The sequence below is a fragment of the Actinomyces dentalis DSM 19115 genome (genome assembly GCF_000429225.1).
In the GTDB taxonomy this organism is placed as follows: Bacteria; Actinomycetota; Actinomycetes; order Actinomycetales; family Actinomycetaceae; genus Actinomyces; species Actinomyces dentalis.
Genome location: NZ_AUBL01000065.1, coordinates 1 through 17,047 on the forward strand (window position 1 = coordinate 1; position 17,047 = coordinate 17,047).

Annotated in this window: 13 protein-coding genes, 1 pseudogene and 2 CRISPR repeat arrays; of the genes and pseudogenes, 5 read left to right on the forward strand and 9 right to left on the reverse strand. The window is 71.8% G+C overall.

The window, feature by feature from the left end:
• Positions 1–18 precede the first annotated feature (18 nt).
• A CRISPR array of direct repeats spans positions 19–290; the repeat unit is 28 nt; unit sequence GGATCATCCCCGCTCGCGCGGGGTTTAC.
• Between the two features lie 56 nt (positions 291–346).
• The 8 genes from cas2e to G446_RS0112380 are packed head-to-tail and all read right to left on the reverse strand — an operon-like array spanning position 347 to position 9,735.
• Complete coding sequence (gene cas2e / locus G446_RS0112345; protein WP_026410368.1) at positions 347–739, reverse strand: type I-E CRISPR-associated endoribonuclease Cas2e; 393 nt, start codon at positions 737–739, stop codon at positions 347–349.
• Positions 733–1,671 carry a type I-E CRISPR-associated endonuclease Cas1e gene (gene cas1e, locus G446_RS0112350; RefSeq protein WP_026410369.1) on the reverse strand — a complete coding sequence of 313 codons (939 nt, stop codon included), beginning with the start codon at positions 1,669–1,671 and terminating at the stop codon, positions 733–735. Before cas1e ends, cas2e begins: the two co-directional genes overlap by 7 nt.
• 3 nt (positions 1,672–1,674) lie before the next feature.
• Positions 1,675–2,433, reverse strand: coding sequence for a type I-E CRISPR-associated protein Cas6/Cse3/CasE (gene cas6e / locus G446_RS0112355; RefSeq protein WP_026410370.1), 759 nt, complete (start codon positions 2,431–2,433; stop codon positions 1,675–1,677).
• Positions 2,424–3,233, reverse strand: coding sequence for a type I-E CRISPR-associated protein Cas5/CasD (gene cas5e / locus G446_RS0112360; RefSeq protein WP_026410371.1), 810 nt, complete (start codon positions 3,231–3,233; stop codon positions 2,424–2,426). Before cas5e ends, cas6e begins: the two co-directional genes overlap by 10 nt.
• On the reverse strand, positions 3,233–4,384 hold the full coding sequence (gene cas7e / locus G446_RS0112365; RefSeq protein ID WP_026410372.1) for a type I-E CRISPR-associated protein Cas7/Cse4/CasC: 1,152 nt from the start codon (positions 4,382–4,384) through the stop codon (positions 3,233–3,235). Before cas7e ends, cas5e begins: the two co-directional genes overlap by 1 nt.
• Before the next feature lies 1 nt (position 4,385).
• Positions 4,386–5,102 (reverse strand): type I-E CRISPR-associated protein Cse2/CasB, encoded by a 717-nt coding sequence (gene casB / locus G446_RS0112370; RefSeq protein ID WP_026410373.1) that lies wholly within the window; start codon positions 5,100–5,102, stop codon positions 4,386–4,388.
• Entirely contained in the window at positions 5,099–6,766 is a 1,668-nt protein-coding gene (gene casA, locus G446_RS0112375; protein ID WP_026410374.1) for a type I-E CRISPR-associated protein Cse1/CasA, read from the reverse strand. The genes casB and casA overlap by 4 nt, the downstream gene beginning before the upstream one ends.
• On the reverse strand, positions 6,763–9,735 hold the full coding sequence (locus G446_RS0112380; protein WP_026410375.1) for a CRISPR-associated helicase/endonuclease Cas3: 2,973 nt from the start codon (positions 9,733–9,735) through the stop codon (positions 6,763–6,765). The genes casA and G446_RS0112380 overlap by 4 nt, the downstream gene beginning before the upstream one ends.
• Positions 9,736–10,565: 830 nt before the next feature.
• Between G446_RS0112380 and glyA the strand changes: the two genes are divergently transcribed.
• Positions 10,566–11,876 (forward strand): serine hydroxymethyltransferase, encoded by a 1,311-nt coding sequence (glyA, locus tag G446_RS0112390; protein ID WP_026410376.1) that lies wholly within the window; start codon positions 10,566–10,568, stop codon positions 11,874–11,876.
• On the forward strand, positions 11,873–12,778 hold the full coding sequence (locus tag G446_RS0112395) for a bifunctional methylenetetrahydrofolate dehydrogenase/methenyltetrahydrofolate cyclohydrolase (protein ID WP_026410377.1): 906 nt from the start codon (positions 11,873–11,875) through the stop codon (positions 12,776–12,778). Before glyA ends, G446_RS0112395 begins: the two co-directional genes overlap by 4 nt.
• A gap of 61 nt (positions 12,779–12,839) precedes the next feature.
• Here G446_RS0112395 and G446_RS0112400 read toward each other — a convergent pair whose 3' ends face one another.
• Positions 12,840–13,148, reverse strand: a complete 309-nt coding sequence (locus G446_RS0112400; protein WP_026410378.1) for an acylphosphatase — start codon at positions 13,146–13,148, stop codon at positions 12,840–12,842.
• 49 nt (positions 13,149–13,197) lie between these two features.
• Here G446_RS0112400 and G446_RS0112405 point away from each other — a divergent pair, with 49 nt between their 5' ends.
• From G446_RS0112405 to G446_RS21565, 3 genes and pseudogenes are all read left to right on the forward strand, one after another.
• Positions 13,198–14,034, forward strand: coding sequence for an exodeoxyribonuclease III (locus G446_RS0112405; protein WP_026410379.1), 837 nt, complete (start codon positions 13,198–13,200; stop codon positions 14,032–14,034).
• A 55-nt stretch (positions 14,035–14,089) separates the two neighbouring features.
• Positions 14,090–15,019 (forward strand): carbamate kinase, encoded by a 930-nt coding sequence (locus G446_RS0112410; RefSeq protein WP_245574703.1) that lies wholly within the window; start codon positions 14,090–14,092, stop codon positions 15,017–15,019.
• Between the two features lie 44 nt (positions 15,020–15,063).
• A pseudogene (locus tag G446_RS21565) lies at positions 15,064–15,441 on the forward strand (DarT1-associated NADAR antitoxin family protein); the annotation flags it as partial.
• A gap of 44 nt (positions 15,442–15,485) precedes the next feature.
• Positions 15,486–16,989: direct repeats of the CRISPR family, unit length 28 nt; unit sequence GGATCATCCCCGCTCGCGCGGGGTTTAC.
• Positions 16,990–17,047: the final 58 nt, after the last annotated feature.

Below are 17,047 nucleotides of genomic sequence, written 5' to 3' on the forward strand. Positions count from 1 at the left end.
AGCGGGGAACGGTGGGAAGGATCATCCCCGCTCGCGCGGGGTTTACTGGGATCGGAGTGGGTGGGCCGGGGGTTCATCGGGATCATCCCCGCTCGCGCGGGGTTTACGCGTGATATCGTACCTGTAGTAATCGGCGTTCAGGATCATCCCCGCTCGCGCGGGGTTTACTGTGTGGGGCCGCATTGTTGCGGAGCGCCCGCCGGATCATCCCCGCTCGCGCGGGGTTTACGTCACCCTAACGGGTGACTCCCGTCGGGAGCAGGGATCATCCCCGCTCGCGCGGGGTTTACACTTGCGAATCCTTGGAATCCCAACGAACCCGTAGTCTACCAGACCCCCGCTGCCTTCACTGCCGACCCAGGGCCCGCTCCGCCGAGTTGCGGTAGCGCCGTCGTCGTGCCGCGATGGACCACGACTCCTTCGGGGGCTTGACGGCGCCGGGGATCGCCTGAGATCCCTTGATCGGCTGGTACGGCGTCCTCATCACCAGGCAGCCCTCGATGTCCACAGGTTCGCGCTCATGCCCCAGGGACGCGACTGCGAACCGCTGCTCGGAGCGCACCGACCAGATCAGCAGCGCCCGCCCCTCCCCGAGGTTCTCACGGATCAGCTCCCACAGCTGCTCGCGCACCCGGGCGGACAGGTGACCGACGAAGACTCCGGGGGAGACCTCGAGCAGCCATCGCGTCATGGAGCCGCGCAGCGAGGCCGGGGCCGCCGAGAGGATGAGCACTACCATTCGCCCGCCTCCTCTTCGGCGTAGTTCGCCCCGCCGGCGACCGCGCGCCGCTGGTAGTCCCACAGGGAAACCACGTTGACGCTCAGATCGTTCGACTCCTCGACCTCGAGCAGCCGGTAGATGTCCTTGACCGTCCGCTCGATGACCTTGAGCTCGAAGATCTTGTCCCGGACGCGCCGCCGCGTCGTCCCGGTGAGGTCCTCCATTCCCTCGGCGACGACGTCGAAGGCGATCGGTATCGTCGTCTCCGCCTTGTACAGGTCGGCAACGTCGTACACGAAGGACCGCTCGTGGCCCGTGTGGACGAAGCCGAGGCCCGGCGAGCACCCCAGGGAGACGATGACCCCGTGGACGACGCCGTACAGCGCGGCGTGCGCGGCCGACAGCGCCTGGTTGATCGGGTCGGCGGCCTCGAAGTCGTCAGCGCGGTAGTCGCGCCGGGTCCACGGCACCCCGGTGCGCCTGGAGTTCTCCCGGTACACCCCGCGGACTCTGGCGCCCTCGCGGCCCCGCAGCTGCTGCATGGTCAGCCCGTCGACGCTCTCGCCGCTGAAGCGCATGCAGTACATCTCGCGCGCCACCCCCAACCGCTTCTGCGGGGAGGAGACCCGCGCCGCCTGCTCGACGAGCAGACGGGTGGAGGTCGCCAGGGACCGGCCGTGCGCGTAGTAGCGCACGCCGCGCTCACCGACCCACACCGCCGTCGTCCCGCACTCGCCGAGCAGGCTCATCGCCTGGTGGCTCACCGACGTCCCGGGCCCGAGGAAGACGGCGACCAGCGATGCCGCCGGAACCCGGATGGTGCCCTGGTCGTTGCGCGCCGTCAGGGCCCCGTCCTCCCGGTGCACCACGCAGTGCTCCAGGTAGAGGAAGGACATCCGGTCCTGGACGCGGGGCAGCGCCGTCACGGGAACCGGCGGCATCCTGGTCATCGGTCAGTCCCGTCTCACCCGGGCGAGCGTCATGAGCCCGCAGCCGTAGGCCTTGGACCGGCCGATTCCCGCGATGAGCGCGTGGCGCAGCGCATCCGCATCGGTCACGCGCGCCACGCCCTCGTAGACGGTCCGGTTGATCGTGACCCGGTCGCGCCTGTCGCGATCGGGGTTCCTCCGCCCGAAGACGGGCCGCTCCCGGCGCACGACGACGACCGAGGCGCTGGCCGCGACGGCGTCCGCATCGGCGCCGGTTGCGGCGGTGGAGTCCGCCACGGCGGCGTCGCCGCTCGCCGCGTCGTCCACCGCGGCGCCGGACACGGGCACGAGCTCGAAGCCGTACCGCGGGGTGCGCTCGATGAGCCACCGCCGCTGCTGCTCGACGGTGACGTGCCCGTACCGCTTCCCGCGCACTTCCGGGCCCCGGGGGGCCGAGTAGGACGGGTTCGCCGTCAGGCGGAAGGCCCAGACCTGTCCGGCGTCCAGCGTGGCGAGGAACGGCGAATAGTCCAGGGTCAGCGACCGGGTGCCGGCCGCCCCCGCCTCGGCCACGATCTGCGTGCAGTCGGGCTCCGAGGGCGAGAGCAGGTACAGCGTCGTCGTCGCCGGGCCGCGGTCGGCCCGCCACAGGACGCGGCCGGGGCCGCTCCCGTCGTCGCCCCCGGTCGCCTTGAGGACGACGGCGTGCATGACCTGCGGCGAACCCAGGTACTTGCGCGCGAGACGTCGCGCCGGGTCCAGGTCGATCTTCGTCAGGAACACGGGTTCGCCTCCTCCAATTCGGCCATGGGGTCGTGCGCATCGGCCGACAGCTCGGCCATGGGGTTGTGGTCGTCAGCCGATAGCTCGGCCATGGGGTCGTGCGGGTCCGGCTCGGGGGCGCTGACCCGCGCCGTGAGCCGCTCGACCTGACGGAAACCATAGTCGCGGCGCCTGGGGTCGAAGGAGGCCGGTACGTCGCGGCTGCCCCGGACCGCGCCCCGCTCCCGGGCGGGCAGCGCGGCCTCCTGCACGACCTCCTGGTCGAGGAGCATCTCCGCGTCGAAGGGCCTGCCGCGGTACTTCCGGTGGAACCACTGCTGGAACCACTGCGCGGCGAGCCACGGCTCGGCCCGAAGCGCATCGAGCAGCCCCGCCTCCCGCAGGCCCAGGGACACGGGGTGCGTCGGCGGGCAGGAGCGCCTGCCCAGGTACAGCGGGAAGAACGGGTGGCGCAGCGCCTCGTCGAGGCCCTCCAGGAGCGCCGTGTCGCCCTCGATCCCGGCGAGGAAGACGGCGTCGGCGAGGTAGTACCGGTTCGACAGGGGCATGGACTCCTTGCCGTCGAGGGTCCGCGCCGTGTGGAAGTCCCTGATGACCCTGCCGGGCTGGTCCTTGCGCACCCCGAAGCGCAGGGACAGCAGGTCCTCGATCGGGTCCGTCCGGCGCCGGCCGACGGCGGCCGCCAGCATGCCGATAATGCCGCTCTTGGTGGGGGCGAGCTCGGTGGCCCGGACGGTGAAGCGCGATTTCACCCCCCAGGATTGCAGGGGTCCTGCGAGTCGCAGGAGGAGGACGGTCATCAGGCCCGCTCCTCACGGCCCACGCGCGGGGCCACGGCCTCGCGGACCCGGTCGGGCAGGTCCGCGAAGGACACGCGCTCGCCCAGCGGGGCGGGGGCGTCGGGGCCCTCGGGGGCGAGGACGCCCCCGCCCTTGAGGGCGACGACGAAGCTCGCCAGCGGCTTCAGACCGTAACTGTCCTCGATGGCGCGGGCGTGCTCCGCCAGCGCCTCGGCGGACCGGGCGAGGTAGCCGTCGGCCTCATTGGTGCGGATCGGCTTCTCGAAGGCGCCGACGAGGGAGACGGGCTGGTCGTCGCGCACGGAGACGACGACGGCCTCGGGCAGAGTCCGGTTGGCGAAGGTGTTCTGCTTGCCGGTGGGCATGGACAGGCAGAAGCCCTTGATGAAGACCTCCAGCGCCCGCAGCGCCGCGTCGTCGTCCCCGAGGTTCTCGACCAGCATGTCGAGGTTGACGGTGGCGTAGCGGTACATGGTGGCCGAGGAGAACTCGACCGTGCCCATCATGCCGGCGCCGGCGTCCTCCTCCTCCGAACGGGACTTGTCGTCGTCGACGGCGGTGAAGAAGTCGTACTCGTTCTCCGCCGCGTGCGTGGAGATGGCGTGGGCCACCTGGCAGGCGGCGTCGACATTGAGGTCGGTGTCGTCGGCGACCATGCGGCCGAAGAGCGCGATGTCGACGGCGTGCGCCTCCTTGAAGATCTTCTTGACCGTCTTGGCGTCGAGCGTCTCGCCGTCGCGGGCCGAGGCGATGGCCAGCTCGGCCAGGCGCGCGATCTGACTGGTGGACAGGAACAGCAGATAGCCGGACTCCTGGGGCGCGTCCTTCTTGCCGCGCGGGGGCGAGAGCTTGATTCTGGCCGCCTTGAACACCCCCTCGGCGAGCGTGACGGCGTCGCCCGCGAGTTCGGGGGCGTCCTCGGTGATGCGCTCGGCGAGCACCTCGACGACCCGCTTGGTGCGCACGCCCACGTCCTTGGCGTCCAGGAGGTCGTTGAAGTACAGGCGCGTCGCCCGCTTCCAGGACTGGCTGGAGACTCGCAGACGGCGGACGCCGCCGTAGACGGCGGACTTGGGCGAGCCCGAGTCGTCCCGGTTGACGCAGGAGGGCGGCAGGTTCTGAATGATGTGGATATCGACGTAGGTGCTCATATCAGTTCTCCTGGGTCGGTGCGGTGGTGGAATCGGCGTTGGATGCCGGGTCGGCGTCGGTGGCGGGCGGGGTCTCGGCGGGCAGGGAGTAGTACTGGCGGGCCCAGGCCAGACGAACCTTCTTGGCCCCGCCCGGCCTTTGGAAGCCGACGATGTCATCGGCGAGCATGGCGTGATCCAGGGCGATGCCCCGGGCCCGGAGCAGCGAGACGAAGCCCCGCAGGTGGTGGCGCAGCTCGGCCACGGTCGTCGAGGTGACCAGGGCGTTGAAGCGCGCCCGGGCCGAGGGGTTCTCCTCGTCCCGCCCCACCAGATCGTGGGCGGCGCTCCCCAGCCCGATGCCGGGGCGGAACATGGGTTCGGTCCGCGACTGCTGGTGCACGGCGTAGAGCGTCATGGCGGTGTGGACGGCGATCTCCTCTGGGGTGGGGGCGTCGCCCGCGTGCTCGGGAGGCGGCACCTCGGTCAGCTCCCAGATCTCGGGCAAATCGCCGGGAGACCTGCTCACACCCTTGCGCAGGGCGGCCAGCTCGCCGCGGGCCCGGGACTCGTTGCGCAGGTACCGGGGCTGCAGACCCTCCCACGTCTTCGTTCCGCCAATGCGCCGGTCCACGAGGAGCCCGGCGTCCTTATCCAGCCTGGGGCGGCGCGCCCGCCGTGGCTTCCCGGGCGGTGCTCCGCCCGCCTGAGCGGGTGTGCTGGTGTCCGACACTGTCATGCCGGTGTCCTTTCTGCGTTCTTACTGTTTTCAACGGGTGCGTCTTGCTGCGCGGGTGCCGGTACCACCGCGTTCAGGGCGAGACGGAAGAAGAGCAGCGCCTTGCCCACGTCTGCGCGCCCCTTGCCCTCCCCGCGTCCGGCGAAGGCGGTGTCCGGCACGGCGGAGGCGAGCGTCTCCTGCTGCCTGAGGGCCTCGGAGCGCAGCAGTTCGCGCCACCGGGCATGGGCCCGGTCGGGGTTCTCCTCGTTGAGGGAGGCGAGCCAGCGGGGGAAGCGCTCGTCAATGACCTGGTAGAAGGCGGCGCCGGCGTGCTCGCGCGCGGCCGAGGCCGTGTCCGGGCTCCCGCCGCGCGCGCGGTCCAGATTCGCGGCCAGGTTCCGCAGGGTGGCGGCGACCTGTTCCGTCTCCTCCATGGCACCTCGCACGACGGCGAGCAGGCGCTTATTCTCGGGATTGAGCAGGCCCGCCGGCAGCGACAGGACGTCGTCGATGAGCTCGGTGACGACCGCCTCCTGGGCCCCGTACTCGATGCCGACCGCGTGCAGGGGAATGAGACCGGTCAAGGGCACGATCTCGTGGTACATGAGGTCCTGGTAGAAGGAGACGACGCCGGGGGAGCGGTACCGGGTCACCTCTCCGGCGCCCTTGACCGTGATCTTCGGGCTCAGCTGGGCCACGAGGGTCGACAGGCCCCGCCAGAACGCCCGGTCCGTCGGCAGTTTGCGCGGCATGTAGACGGGCGCCTTCAGCTTCTTGGACTGGGGCTCGGAGTAGCGCCACGCGGTCATCGGCTCCACCAGGTAGCGGTTCTGCGGCGTCGCCTTGTCCCCGTTGCCCAGGAACAGGCCGGTGACGCCGTCGTCGTCGCCGTGCAGGAGCACGCGGCGCGTCTGCCACGTGTAGCAGTGCACCGGTCCCGTGGGCCTCGGGTCGTGGGAGCCAGCAGGGCCGTCCGGCTCCCGCTCCCACGGGGCGAGGTCGCGCGTTGGATCGACGCCGTTCAGGCCGTCCAGATCCTCGCACACGACGGTGTTGAGCAGCAGCGTGCGCTCCAGATTCTCGCCCACCACCGTCACGGTGCCGATCTGCCCCGTCCAGCCGGGACCGATCGGGTACCCCTTGCCGCCCTTGACCTGAGGATCACCGACGGCGCCGGTGCGGATGCCGGAGGGGTCGAAGGCGTGGACGTGCACCAGCCACCGGGCCGCCTCCGCCCAGCCGATGGAGTCCAGTCCCTCGGCGATACGGGTGGTGAAGAAGGGGTTGCCATTGGGGACGTCCACGATGAGGGACTCCAGGCCCGAGGTCCGCCCCGAGGCCGCATGGATCCCCGCGACCTGGAAGAAGGGACGGTCCGGGTCGCGCAGATCGAAGCGCTCCCGGTGCCGCTCCAGGTGGTCGACGGCGTCGCGTCCCAAGGAGCCGGGATCCCGCCAGTACTCCTCCCAGACGTCCAGGTCCTCCGGTCCGTCCATGGCGCGGTGGCAGATGGCCAGCAGCAGGCGCAGGACGGCCGCGTCCTGACTGGCGATCTCGCCGTGGATTCCGGCGATATCCGTCGCCTCCCGGAAGAGGGAGAGAAGGGAGACCTCGTCGGGGGCGCCGTCGAGCCGGGTCACTCGGATCCAGGGCTCGTCGAGAAGATTGAAACTCGCTGTCATTCGGGGTGGACCTCCTTGAGCCCGGTGGTGGGGGAGTACTCGAGTACGACGTCGGCCAGCTGCGTCCGGCCGTCCTCCAGGAGGAGGAACAGTTGTCCGCACAACTGGGGATCGGCCTGCCAGGCGGGGACGACGCGAGCTTCGAGCTCGCAGATGACCCTGTCGATATTCCGCGGGTTGCTCAGGCGCGGGGGCAGTCTCACGGCGGACAGGGCCATGGCGCGCACGACCTTGCGGTTGGGGACGTCCTCGGTGGGGATCTGGACGCCCGGTGCCCCCGGGGCGCTGGGCAGGGTGCGCAGCTCCTCCTGGCCGCCGACCCGGTGCCGATCCAGGAGGATGACCTCCAGGGAGTCCTCGCCGTCGCGCACCTGGGCGCGGCCCTCCTCCTCGCTGTCGGAGGCCGTCGTGTGCAGCCAGTCGACCAGGGAGGCGCGTTTGCCCGCGCGGTCCGGTTCGCGCAGGAGAAAGCCCTGAGCGGCGTCCTGCTTCGCACGGCTCTTCGTCTCATAGGTCTCGCGCGCCCGGGCGAGAGCTGCGCGCCACAGCGACGGCACCGGGGCGTCGGGGCCGTAGACGGCCTCAATGAGGTCGTGGACGTCGTCGGGCACGGTGACGGCGCCCGAGCCGTTGATCACCCGGTCCAGGGCGGCCGCGCTCATGAGCATGTCCTGCTCGCCGTAGATCGTCTTGGCGCCCGGCTCCAACGAGGGCTCGGAGGACGCCGGCGACGGCAGCCAGTCGATCCAGCAGGTGGGCTCGGCGAGTCGGGGCGGACGGGGCCGCTCGTGACGGTGCAGGCGCCCCATGCGCTGGAGGACCAGGTCGATGGGGGCCAGATCGGTGACGAGCAGGTCGAAGTCCACGTCCAGGGACTGCTCGACCACCTGGGTGGCCACCACGATCGCCCGATGCGGGCGCCGGCGGGACGCGCGCGGCGGCCCGAAGCGGTCGAGGAGGTCCTTGTCCTTGGCCAGCCGGTCGCCGACGGTGAAGCGGGAGTGGTTGAGGCCGACGTCCTCGCCGAAGCGCTCGCGCAGCAGTTCGTAGGTCTCCTGGGCGCGGCGCACCGTGTTGCGGACGATGAGCGCGCAGCCGCCGTCGGCCAGCGCCCCCTCCAGGAGCGGGACCAGGTCGTCGCGTCCGAGCCGCTCGATGCGGGCGGTGCTGCGGCGCCCCGACGCCGTGGGGACGACCTCGGGGTGCCCCGCGCTCGCGGTCACCAGGCAGGGGAAGGGCGTGTGCACGCCCTGCGGGTCGGGGCGCCTGGGGACGCGCTCTCCCGCGGCCAGGCGCAGGCCCCGCCGGTAGGCGTCGACCATGGCGGTGCAGCGCGCCTCGGACAGCGTCGCCGACAGGAGCACCACCGGCACACCGTAGGCGGCGAGCCAGGTCAGGACCCGGTCCAGGTAGACGTTCATGTAGGTGGAGTAGGAGTGCACCTCGTCGACGATGACGACCTTGCGGGACAGCCCCAGGTGGCGCATGGCCAGGTGCGGGGAGCGCATCGCCCCGAAGAGGACGTGGTCCACGGTGGTGACGACGAAGTCCGACAGCATCGCCTTCTTGCGCCCGTTGAACCACGCCAGAATGGCCAGGTCGGCCCGACGACTCCCGGCCTGCCTCACGGCGTCCTCGTCGCGGCCGATGTCCGTGGGGCGCGGGCTGCACCGGACGGCGCCCTCCTCATCCGCGTTATCCGCGTCGTCGTCGCCGCCGAGCGAGCCGAGGAGGCGGTCGCGGATCTGGTAGCCGCGGTGCCGCAGCGCCCGGGCCTCCTCGTTCAGCCGCGAGCGCCCGTGCAGGAGCTGCGCGGCGAAGGTCGTGGGCGAGCCGCCCTCGGCGTAGGCGTCCTCGATCCGCGTCAGCCAGTCGATTTCGCGGGTGAACATGGCGTCGGTCGTGGCCTGGGTGGGCAGGGCGAACAGGACGCCGGAGCGGCCGGTGCGGGCGGCGAGCACCTCGGCGGCCATGAGGGCGGCCTCGGTCTTGCCGCCCCCCGTGGACTCCTGGACGATGAGCAGGCCCGGCAGCTCCATGGTGCGGGCCGCCGCGAGCGCGCGCGCCTGGACGTCGGTGGCGCGGGTCCCCTCGGGCAGGTCGAAGCGGTCGGCGAGCAGCGCATCGGCGTCGGCGCCGTCGTCGCGGGGCCGCCACGGCGCGGGGATCTCCAGGCGGTGCAGGCCGGCGGCCGCGCGGGAGGCGTGGGTCTTGATCGCGAGCAGGCGGGCGCCGTCGTCGTCGAGGTCGAGCAGGGGGAAGTAGGCCTCGGTCGAGGCGATCCAGTCCGCCACGATGACCAGTCCCGACAGTTCTACGAGGAAGGGCTGGGACCACTTGTGCTGCGCCCATTGGGGCAGCAGGTGGCCGGCCTGGGTGCGCCGGGTGACGAGGTCGAGGAGTTCGCGGCGGGTCGTGTCCCAGGCTCCGCCCTCGCCGAGGAGGTGCTCGCGTCCGCTGGTATCGGTGGTCAGGGCCGCCGTCGTGGGCGGGATGCCGTGGTGGGCGCCGACGACGGAGGCCAGGGCCTCGGCGGGGCCCTTCGCCCAGCCGTGCTCGTTCCTGAGCCACGAGCTCACGATGATGTGGCCGGCCAGGGCGTGCGGCATCTTGTGCCGTTCGGGTTTGAGGACCTCGGACGGCTTGTGGTCCAGTCCCACCTCCTTCATGCGGTCGTCCCGGTTCGGGACCTGGACGGAGAAGGCCGGGGTGCACTTGCCGATGTCGTGGACGCCGGCGATCCAGGAGGCGAGGAGGCGGAATTCGTCCGCCGGGGGCAGGCCCGACGTCGAGCCGGCGAACTCGCGCTCGATGAGGTCGCCGGCGGTGGGCGTCAGCCAGGTCCGGGCGAGGTGCTCGGCCACGGCGGCGGCGTCGAGCAGGTGCAGCCACAGGGGGAGCCAGTGGCGGCTCTCGGGGTTGTAGCCGAACTTGGCCCACACGGAGCGGGCGCGGGCGGACAGTGTCACAGGGGGAGGTCCTTCATTGGAAGTAGGGGAGCCCAGGCTATTGCGGCGGGCGGGGCGCGGCGGGCCAGTTCGCGGACCGTTACCGAATCGTTGCCCGGGCCGGGGCGTGTGTGATCTGCGTGAAAGTCGGGACTGCGGGTGCGTCGGCTTGGGGCGGCGGGCGCCGGCGGGTAGCCTGGGTGTGGGCGCAGGTGTGACTGCGCCCACACCCAGACACGTGTCCCGCATCATCCGAGCATGATGATCAGCGCATGGATGGTGGAGGCGACGGCGATGGTGGCTGTGTGCCGGAGGCACTCCGCGAGAAGGCGGATCCCGTCCAAGTCCGGCCGTCGGCTCCCCTTGCGGGGCGTGTGTCTGCCCATATCAACTCTTCTCTAACGTGTGATGACTAGCTGAGTTAAATGCGGATGTTAGCATGTTTCACGGCTTCGGCTTGAGTTGGAAGACCCTGCGTGCTGTAGCGGGGGTGACCCAGTGTGATGACTAGCTGTCGCGTAGACCCCGCGTGAGCGGGGATCCGGGCTCGAACTCAACGATCGAGGGGGTCCGCCGCGTCCTGCGGCGGACCCCCTCGATTCGGTTGGTCGGCGCGGAGACGGTGCTCGTGCGCGGCGTGTCGCGCAGAGGCGTCGCCGGACGCCCGCGCGCCCCGACGTCGGCGGCGCGGTAGCATGGGCCGCGTCGTCGCGACTGGCGCAGAGGTGGTCACCACCGGGGAGCGACGGCGCCGCGCCGGATCGCCCGGGGCGGCCGTCACGAACCTGGTCGCCCGCCTGGGCCGAGGTCGCCGCCCCGCACGGCGCCGCCGTGCCGACACGAGGAGAACCATGACCGGTCCCGCCAGCACCGCCCTCAACAACCTGCCCCTGGCCGATCTCGACCCCGACATCGCCGCCGTCCTCACCGGAGAGCTCGACCGTCAGCGCGAGACCCTGGAGATGATCGCCTCGGAGAACTTCGTTCCCCGGGCCGTCCTGGAGTGCCAGGGCTCGGTCCTGACCAACAAGTACGCGGAGGGGTATCCGGGCCGGCGCTACTACGGCGGCTGCGAGGTCGTCGACGTCGCCGAGAGCCTCGCCATCGAGCGGGCCAAGGCCGTCTTCGGGGCCCAGTGGGCCAATGTCCAGCCCCACTCCGGCGCCCAGGCCAACGCCGCCGTCCTCCACGCCCTGGCCGACGCCGGCGACACCATCCTGGGCCTGTCCCTGGCCCACGGCGGCCACCTCACCCACGGCATGAGGATCAACTTCTCCGGCAAGAACTACCGCGCCACCGCCTACGGCGTGGACGAGACCACCATGCGCATCGAGATGGACCAGGTGCGCGAGGCCGCCCTGCGCGAGCGCCCCCGGGTCATCATCGCCGGCTGGTCCGCCTATCCGCGCCATCTCGACTTCGAGGCCTTCCGCGCCATCGCCGACGAGGTCGGCGCCGCCCTGTGGACCGACATGGCCCACTTCGCCGGGCTCGTCGCCGCCGGACTGCACCCCTCCCCCCTGCCTGCCTCCGACGTCGTGTCCACCACCGTCCACAAGACCCTGGGCGGCCCCCGCTCCGGCATGCTCCTGACCAACCGCGCCGAGCAGTGGGGCAGGAAGCTCAACTCCGCCGTCTTCCCCGGCCAGCAGGGCGGGCCCCTCATGCACGTCATCGCCGCCAAGGCCGTGGCCATGAAGATCGCCGGCACCGAGGAGTTCAAGGACCGCCAGGAGCGCACCGTGCGCGGCGCGGCCCTCCTGGCCGAGCGCCTGCTCGCCGACGACGTCGCCGCCGCCGGCATCCGGTTGGTCACCGGCGGCACCGACGTCCACCTGGTCCTGGTCGACCTGCGCGACTCCTCCCTGGACGGCCAGCAGGCCGAGGACCTCCTCCACACCGCCGGCATCACCGTCAACCGCAACGCCGTCCCCTTCGACCCGCGCCCGGCGCGCGTGACCTCCGGACTGCGCATCGGCACGCCGGCCCTGGCCACCCGCGGATTCGGCGACGCCGAGTTCACCGAGGTCGCCGACATCATCGCCGCCGCCCTGGTCGCCGGCGCCGCCGGGGCGGCCGACGAGGAGTTGCTGGCGGCCCTGCGCGGCCGCGTGCGCGCCCTGACCGACGCCTTCCCCCTCTACCCGGGGCTGGGCCGGTGAGGGCCCCCTGGAACGGGCCCGCCCGGGTCCTGGACGGCAGGGCCACCGCCGCCGCCATCAAGGCCGAGCTGGCCGGGCGCATCGCGGCGCTGCGCGAGCGCGGCGCCGCCGTCGGTCTGGGCACCGTCCTGGTGGGGGATGACCCCGGCAGCGTCAAGTACGTGGCCGGCAAGCACTCCGACTGCGCCGAAGTGGGTATCGAGTCCATCCGCGTCGACCTGCCCGCCACGGCGACGCAGGCCGAGGTCGAGGCCGCCGTCGACGCCCTCAACGCCGACGGGGCCTGCACCGGCTACATCGTCCAGCTGCCCCTGCCGCGCGGCATCGACGCCAACGCCGTCCTGGAGCGCATCGACCCGGACAAGGACGCCGACGGCCTGCACCCCACCAACCTGGGCCGCCTCGTCCTGCGCAGGTCCGGGCCCATCGACTCGCCCCTGCCGTGCACGCCTCGGGCCTGCATCGAGCTCATGACCCGCCACGGCATCGACCTGGCGGGCGCCGACGTGTGCGTCATCGGGCGCGGCGTGACCGTGGGGCGCTCCATCGGGCTGCTGCTGGGGCGCAAGGACGTCAACGCCACCGTCGACGTGTGCCACACCGGCACCCGGGACCTGGGCGCGCACGTGCGCCGCGCCGACGTCGTCATCGCCGCCGCCGGGTCCGCCGGGATCGTGCGCCCCGACATGGTGCGCCCCGGCGCCGTCGTCCTGGACGTGGGGGTTTCGCGCATCGTCGACCCGGCCACCGGCAGGGGGCGCATCGCCGGGGACGTGGCCGACGGCGTCGACGAGGTGGCCGCCTGGATGTCCCCCAATCCCGGCGGCGTGGGTCCCATGACCCGCGCCCTGCTGCTGGCCAATGTCGTCGAGGCCGCCGAGAGGCGGGCCGGAATCGGATGAGGTGCGGGACGGGTTCGACGCGCCGGCCCCGCACCGGATTTCAGTCGCCCATGGCTATGACTCAGTTGCCCATGACGAAGGCGCGGTGCCTCAGACTGCCGGGGCGGCGCTCCTCGATCTGGACGGAGGCGACCGACGCCCAGCGGGGGCCGTGGTAGAGCCAGGCGATGAGGCGGGACACGTCGTCGGCGGGGCCCTGGGCGAGGACCTCGACGTCGCCGTCGTCCAGATTCCTGACCTCGCCGACCAGGCCGAGGCGGGAGCCCTCCTCCATGCACGTCCAGCGGAAGCCGACGCCCTGGACGCGCCCGGACACGAGGGCGCGGACGGTTCGGGTCCTCTCCGGGTCCGGGACGGGCTTCCTCCTCATGGCACCATTGTGCACCGGTGCGCACCGGGCCGGCACGTACCCTGTGCGCATGCGCATCGCCACCGTCAATGTCAACGGCATTCGCGCCGCCGCCCGCAAGGGCATGGCCGCGTGGCTCGAGGCCGGCGCCCCCGACGTCCTGCTGCTCCAGGAGGTGCGGGCCGATGCGGACACCGCCGCCGCCCTCCTGCCCGGCTACCGCTCGCTCGTCCGGCCGTCCCGGATCAGGGGCCGCGCCGGGGTGGGGGTGGCCGTGCGCGAGGGCGGGCCGCTGACCCTGGGGCGGGCCCGCCACGGGGTGGCCGACGGGGCCGAGGAGCCCGACGCGGACTCGGGCCGCTGGCTGGAGGTGGACCTGGAGCCCGCCCGCGGCGCCGGCGCGGGGGCCGACGGCCTCACGGTCGTGTCCGCCTACCTGCACGCGGGACGGGCCGGCACGCCCAAGCTCGACGAGAAGCTCGCCCACCTGGCCCTGGTGGACGCCCGCATGGCCCGGCTGCTGGCCGAGGCCCGCACCGGCGGCCGCCAGGTGATCATGGCCGGGGACCTCAATGTGGTCCGCTCCGAGCGCGACATCAAGAACTGGAGGGCGAACCACAACCGGGTCAGCGGAGTCCTCGACGTCGAGATCGAGCACCTGGAGGAGTGGTTCTCCTCCGGCTGGGTCGATGTGACCCGCGCCCTGAACCCCGGGGCCCAGGGCCCCTACACGTGGTGGTCGCAGCGGGGCCGGGCCTTCGACAATGACGCGGGCTGGCGGATCGACTACCAGGTGGCCACCCCCACGCTCGCCTCCCGGGCCCTGGCGGTGCGGGTGGACCGCGCCGGCACCTACGATGAGCGCTGGTCGGATCACGCCCCGCTCGTCGTCGACTACGCCGACTGAGCCGCGGGCGGTACTCTTCCCCTTCCCCGTCTCACCCACACCTTCAGAGGAGCCCGTGTTGCGCATCGTCCTCGCCCTGGGCGGCAACGCCCTCCTGCCCCGCGGGGCCACGCCGGACACCGCGATCCAGGTCGCCAAGGTGCGCCTGGCCGTGGAGGCCCTGCGGCCGCTGGCCCTGGCGCACGAGCTGGTCCTCACCCACGGCAACGGGCCCCAGGTGGGTCTGCTCGCCGCGGCCACGGCCGGCTCGGACCTGCCCGCCAACGTCTACCCGCTCGACACCCTCGTCGCCCAGACGCAGGGGATGATCGGCTTCTGGATCACCCAGGCCCTCACCGACGCCCTGCCGGGCAGGGCGGTGGCGGGGCTGCTCACGCGCACCCTCGTCGACCCCGACGACCCGGCCATGAGCCGGCCCACGAAATTCGTGGGCGCGGTGCTCAGCGAGCAGGAGGCCCAGATGCTGGCCACCGAGCGGGCCTGGACCATGGCGCGCGACGGCGAGTACTGGCGGCGCGTCGTCCCCTCGCCGGCGCCCAGGAGCATCCTGGAGGCCGACGTCGTCGCCTCCCTGCTGGACCGGGGGACGATCGTGGTGTGCGCGGGCGGCGGCGGGGTCGCGGTGCGCACCTGGCAGGACGGCACGCACGAGGGCGTGGAGGCCGTGGTCGACAAGGACCTGGCCTCGGCGGTGCTGGCGGAGCAGATCGGCGCGGACCTGCTCATCGTCCTCACCGACGTCGCCGGAGTGGTCGCGGACTACGGCACGCCGCGGGCGCGGCTGCTCGAACGGGCCACGCCGGCCCAGTTGCGGGCGCTGGGTCTGCCGGCCGGGTCCATGGGGCCCAAGGCGGAGGCCTGCGCGAACTTCGTGGAGCGCACCGGCGGTCGCGCGGTCATAGGGGCGCTGGGCCAGGCCGCGGAGATCGTGTCAGGGCGCGCGGGCACGCAGGTGGTTCCCGACGCCGACCGGGACCACCACTGAGACGGGGCGGATCGATACGGGGGCGGATCGGGACGGGAGCTGATATGGCGCGGCGGCCTGTTTTCACACCCCTGGGGACGAGGTCCCACGTCCACGAGGTCAGCGCCGAGTTCACCCTCCACCCGGGGTTCTCCCTCAAGCAGGAGCAGCGGTCCGTCGACAGCCTTCACCGCTTCTTCCTGTCCGCGCGCCCGGGCGCGCGGATGCTGGAGGTCTCGGGCGGGTCCCCGCTCGTCCTGGGGGCGGAACTGAGCGTCTTCCGCCTGGAACCGCGGACATTCTTCTACGACTGGCTGTACGTGAGCGCCCTGGCGGGGCGTCCCGAACTGGTCAACGAGCTGGAGCACCGCGCTGCCTTCACGGATATCGAGTTCAACCCGAAACGATCGATCAATTGCCAGGCGCATTCGGTGGCCCTCTTCCAGGGGATTGCGGGCGGCCAGCGTCGTGATTCACTCCGGCCGCCGGATCATCCCCGCTCGCGCGGGGTTTACGACTGCTTGTAATCGAGCCGGTGCTTGGCGGCGGGATCATCCCCGCTCGCGCGGGGTTTACACCAGGTCCTCGGTTTCGAAGTCGATGCGCGAAGGATCATCCCCGCTCGCGCGGGGTTTACAGCAACCCCGGATGGGTCCCCGAGGCCGGCGGCGGATCATCCCCGCTCGCGCGGGGTTTACTGATCGTCGGGTCCCCGCGCGAGCTGGATCGGAGGATCATCCCCGCTCGCGCGGGGTTTACATGGCGGCGTAGGGCTGCATGTTATTGTGCGGCGGATCATCCCCGCTCGCGCGGGGTTTACCCGGGACGATTACGCCCGAGCAGTACGAGGAGCGGATCATCCCCGCTCGCGCGGGGTTTACTCAACAACCGGCACAAGAAGGCGATCGCCCGGAGGATCATCCCCGCTCGCGCGGGGTTTACGAATTGTCGAGGAGGTGCGGGAGACCGACCCCGGGATCATCCCCGCTCGCGCGGGGTTTACAGATCCGAGAGATCGAGGAGCGGATCAAGAGGCGGATCATCCCCGCTCGCGCGGGGTTTACGGGCGGCGAGCCACCGTTTGACGACGCGGACGCGGATCATCCCCGCTCGCGCGGGGTTTACTCATCACCGCCACCGCCACCGCCACCGTCACCGGGGACGGGGCGGGGATCATCCCCGCTCGCGCGGGGTTTACCGCAAGTACATCGTCTCGGTTCCCGGGATGGTGGGATCATCCCCGCTCGCGCGGGGTTTACCCCTTCTCCCGCATCTGACGGGCGATGGCGATGGGATCATCCCCGCTCGCGCGGGGTTTACTGCTGAAGTACTGGGTCCCCGGACGCATCAGCGGGATCATCCCCGCTCGCGCGGGGTTTACACCCACGCGCACGTCAGCTTCGTTCCGCCCGCCGGATCATCCCCGCTCGCGCGGGGTTTACTCGATCTGGGGCAGCGCCTGCACCATGGCCCCGGGATCATCCCCGCTCGCGCGGGGTTTACACCCACGCGCACGTCAGCTTCGTTCCGCCCGCCGGATCATCCCCGCTCGCGCGGGGTTTACTCGATCTGGGGCAGCGCCTGCACCATGGCCCCGGGATCATCCCCGCTCGCGCGGGGTTTACACCAGGTTCGAGGCCGGGTCGGGATGGTCGGCAGGATCATCCCCGCTCGCGCGGGGTTTACGGCGGGGCCGGGCGCTGGGGTCAGGCGCCGGTGGGATCATCCCCGCTCGCGCGGGGTTTACGTAAGGGACTGGGCTCGACGCCGCGCGGCGGCGGGATCATCCCCGCTCGCGCGGGGTTTACCGTAGCGGTTTTTCGTCCCGCCGCGGCTCGGTTGGATCATCCCCGCTCGCGCGGGGTTTACAGATGAGCGTCAAGCACTCCGGCGCCGTCAAGGGGATCATCCCCGCTCGCGCGGGGTTTACCCGTCAAGAGGGGCGCCGGTGTCGACGACGCCAGGATCATCCCCGCTCGCGCGGGGTTTACTGCAGACCCGGCTCGACAGTGAGCCTTTCTCACCAGGAAAGCCCCCGGACTGGCGGGG

Excerpts from the sequence above, each read along its gene's own strand:
- cas2e (WP_026410368.1), bottom strand. The coding sequence starts at position 739 with ATGGTAGTGCTCATCCTCTCGGCGGCCCCGGCCTCGCTGCGCGGCTCC.
- cas1e (WP_026410369.1), bottom strand. The coding sequence starts at position 1,671 with ATGACCAGGATGCCGCCGGTTCCCGTGACGGCGCTGCCCCGCGTCCAG.
- cas5e (WP_026410371.1), bottom strand. The coding sequence starts at position 3,233 with ATGACCGTCCTCCTCCTGCGACTCGCAGGACCCCTGCAATCCTGGGGG.
- cas7e (WP_026410372.1), bottom strand. The coding sequence starts at position 4,384 with ATGAGCACCTACGTCGATATCCACATCATTCAGAACCTGCCGCCCTCC.
- casB (WP_026410373.1), bottom strand. The coding sequence starts at position 5,102 with ATGACAGTGTCGGACACCAGCACACCCGCTCAGGCGGGCGGAGCACCG.
- casA (WP_026410374.1), bottom strand. The coding sequence starts at position 6,766 with ATGACAGCGAGTTTCAATCTTCTCGACGAGCCCTGGATCCGAGTGACC.
- glyA (WP_026410376.1), top strand. The coding sequence starts at position 10,566 with ATGACCGGTCCCGCCAGCACCGCCCTCAACAACCTGCCCCTGGCCGAT.
- G446_RS0112400 (WP_026410378.1), bottom strand. The coding sequence starts at position 13,148 with ATGAGGAGGAAGCCCGTCCCGGACCCGGAGAGGACCCGAACCGTCCGC.
- G446_RS0112405 (WP_026410379.1), top strand. The coding sequence starts at position 13,198 with ATGCGCATCGCCACCGTCAATGTCAACGGCATTCGCGCCGCCGCCCGC.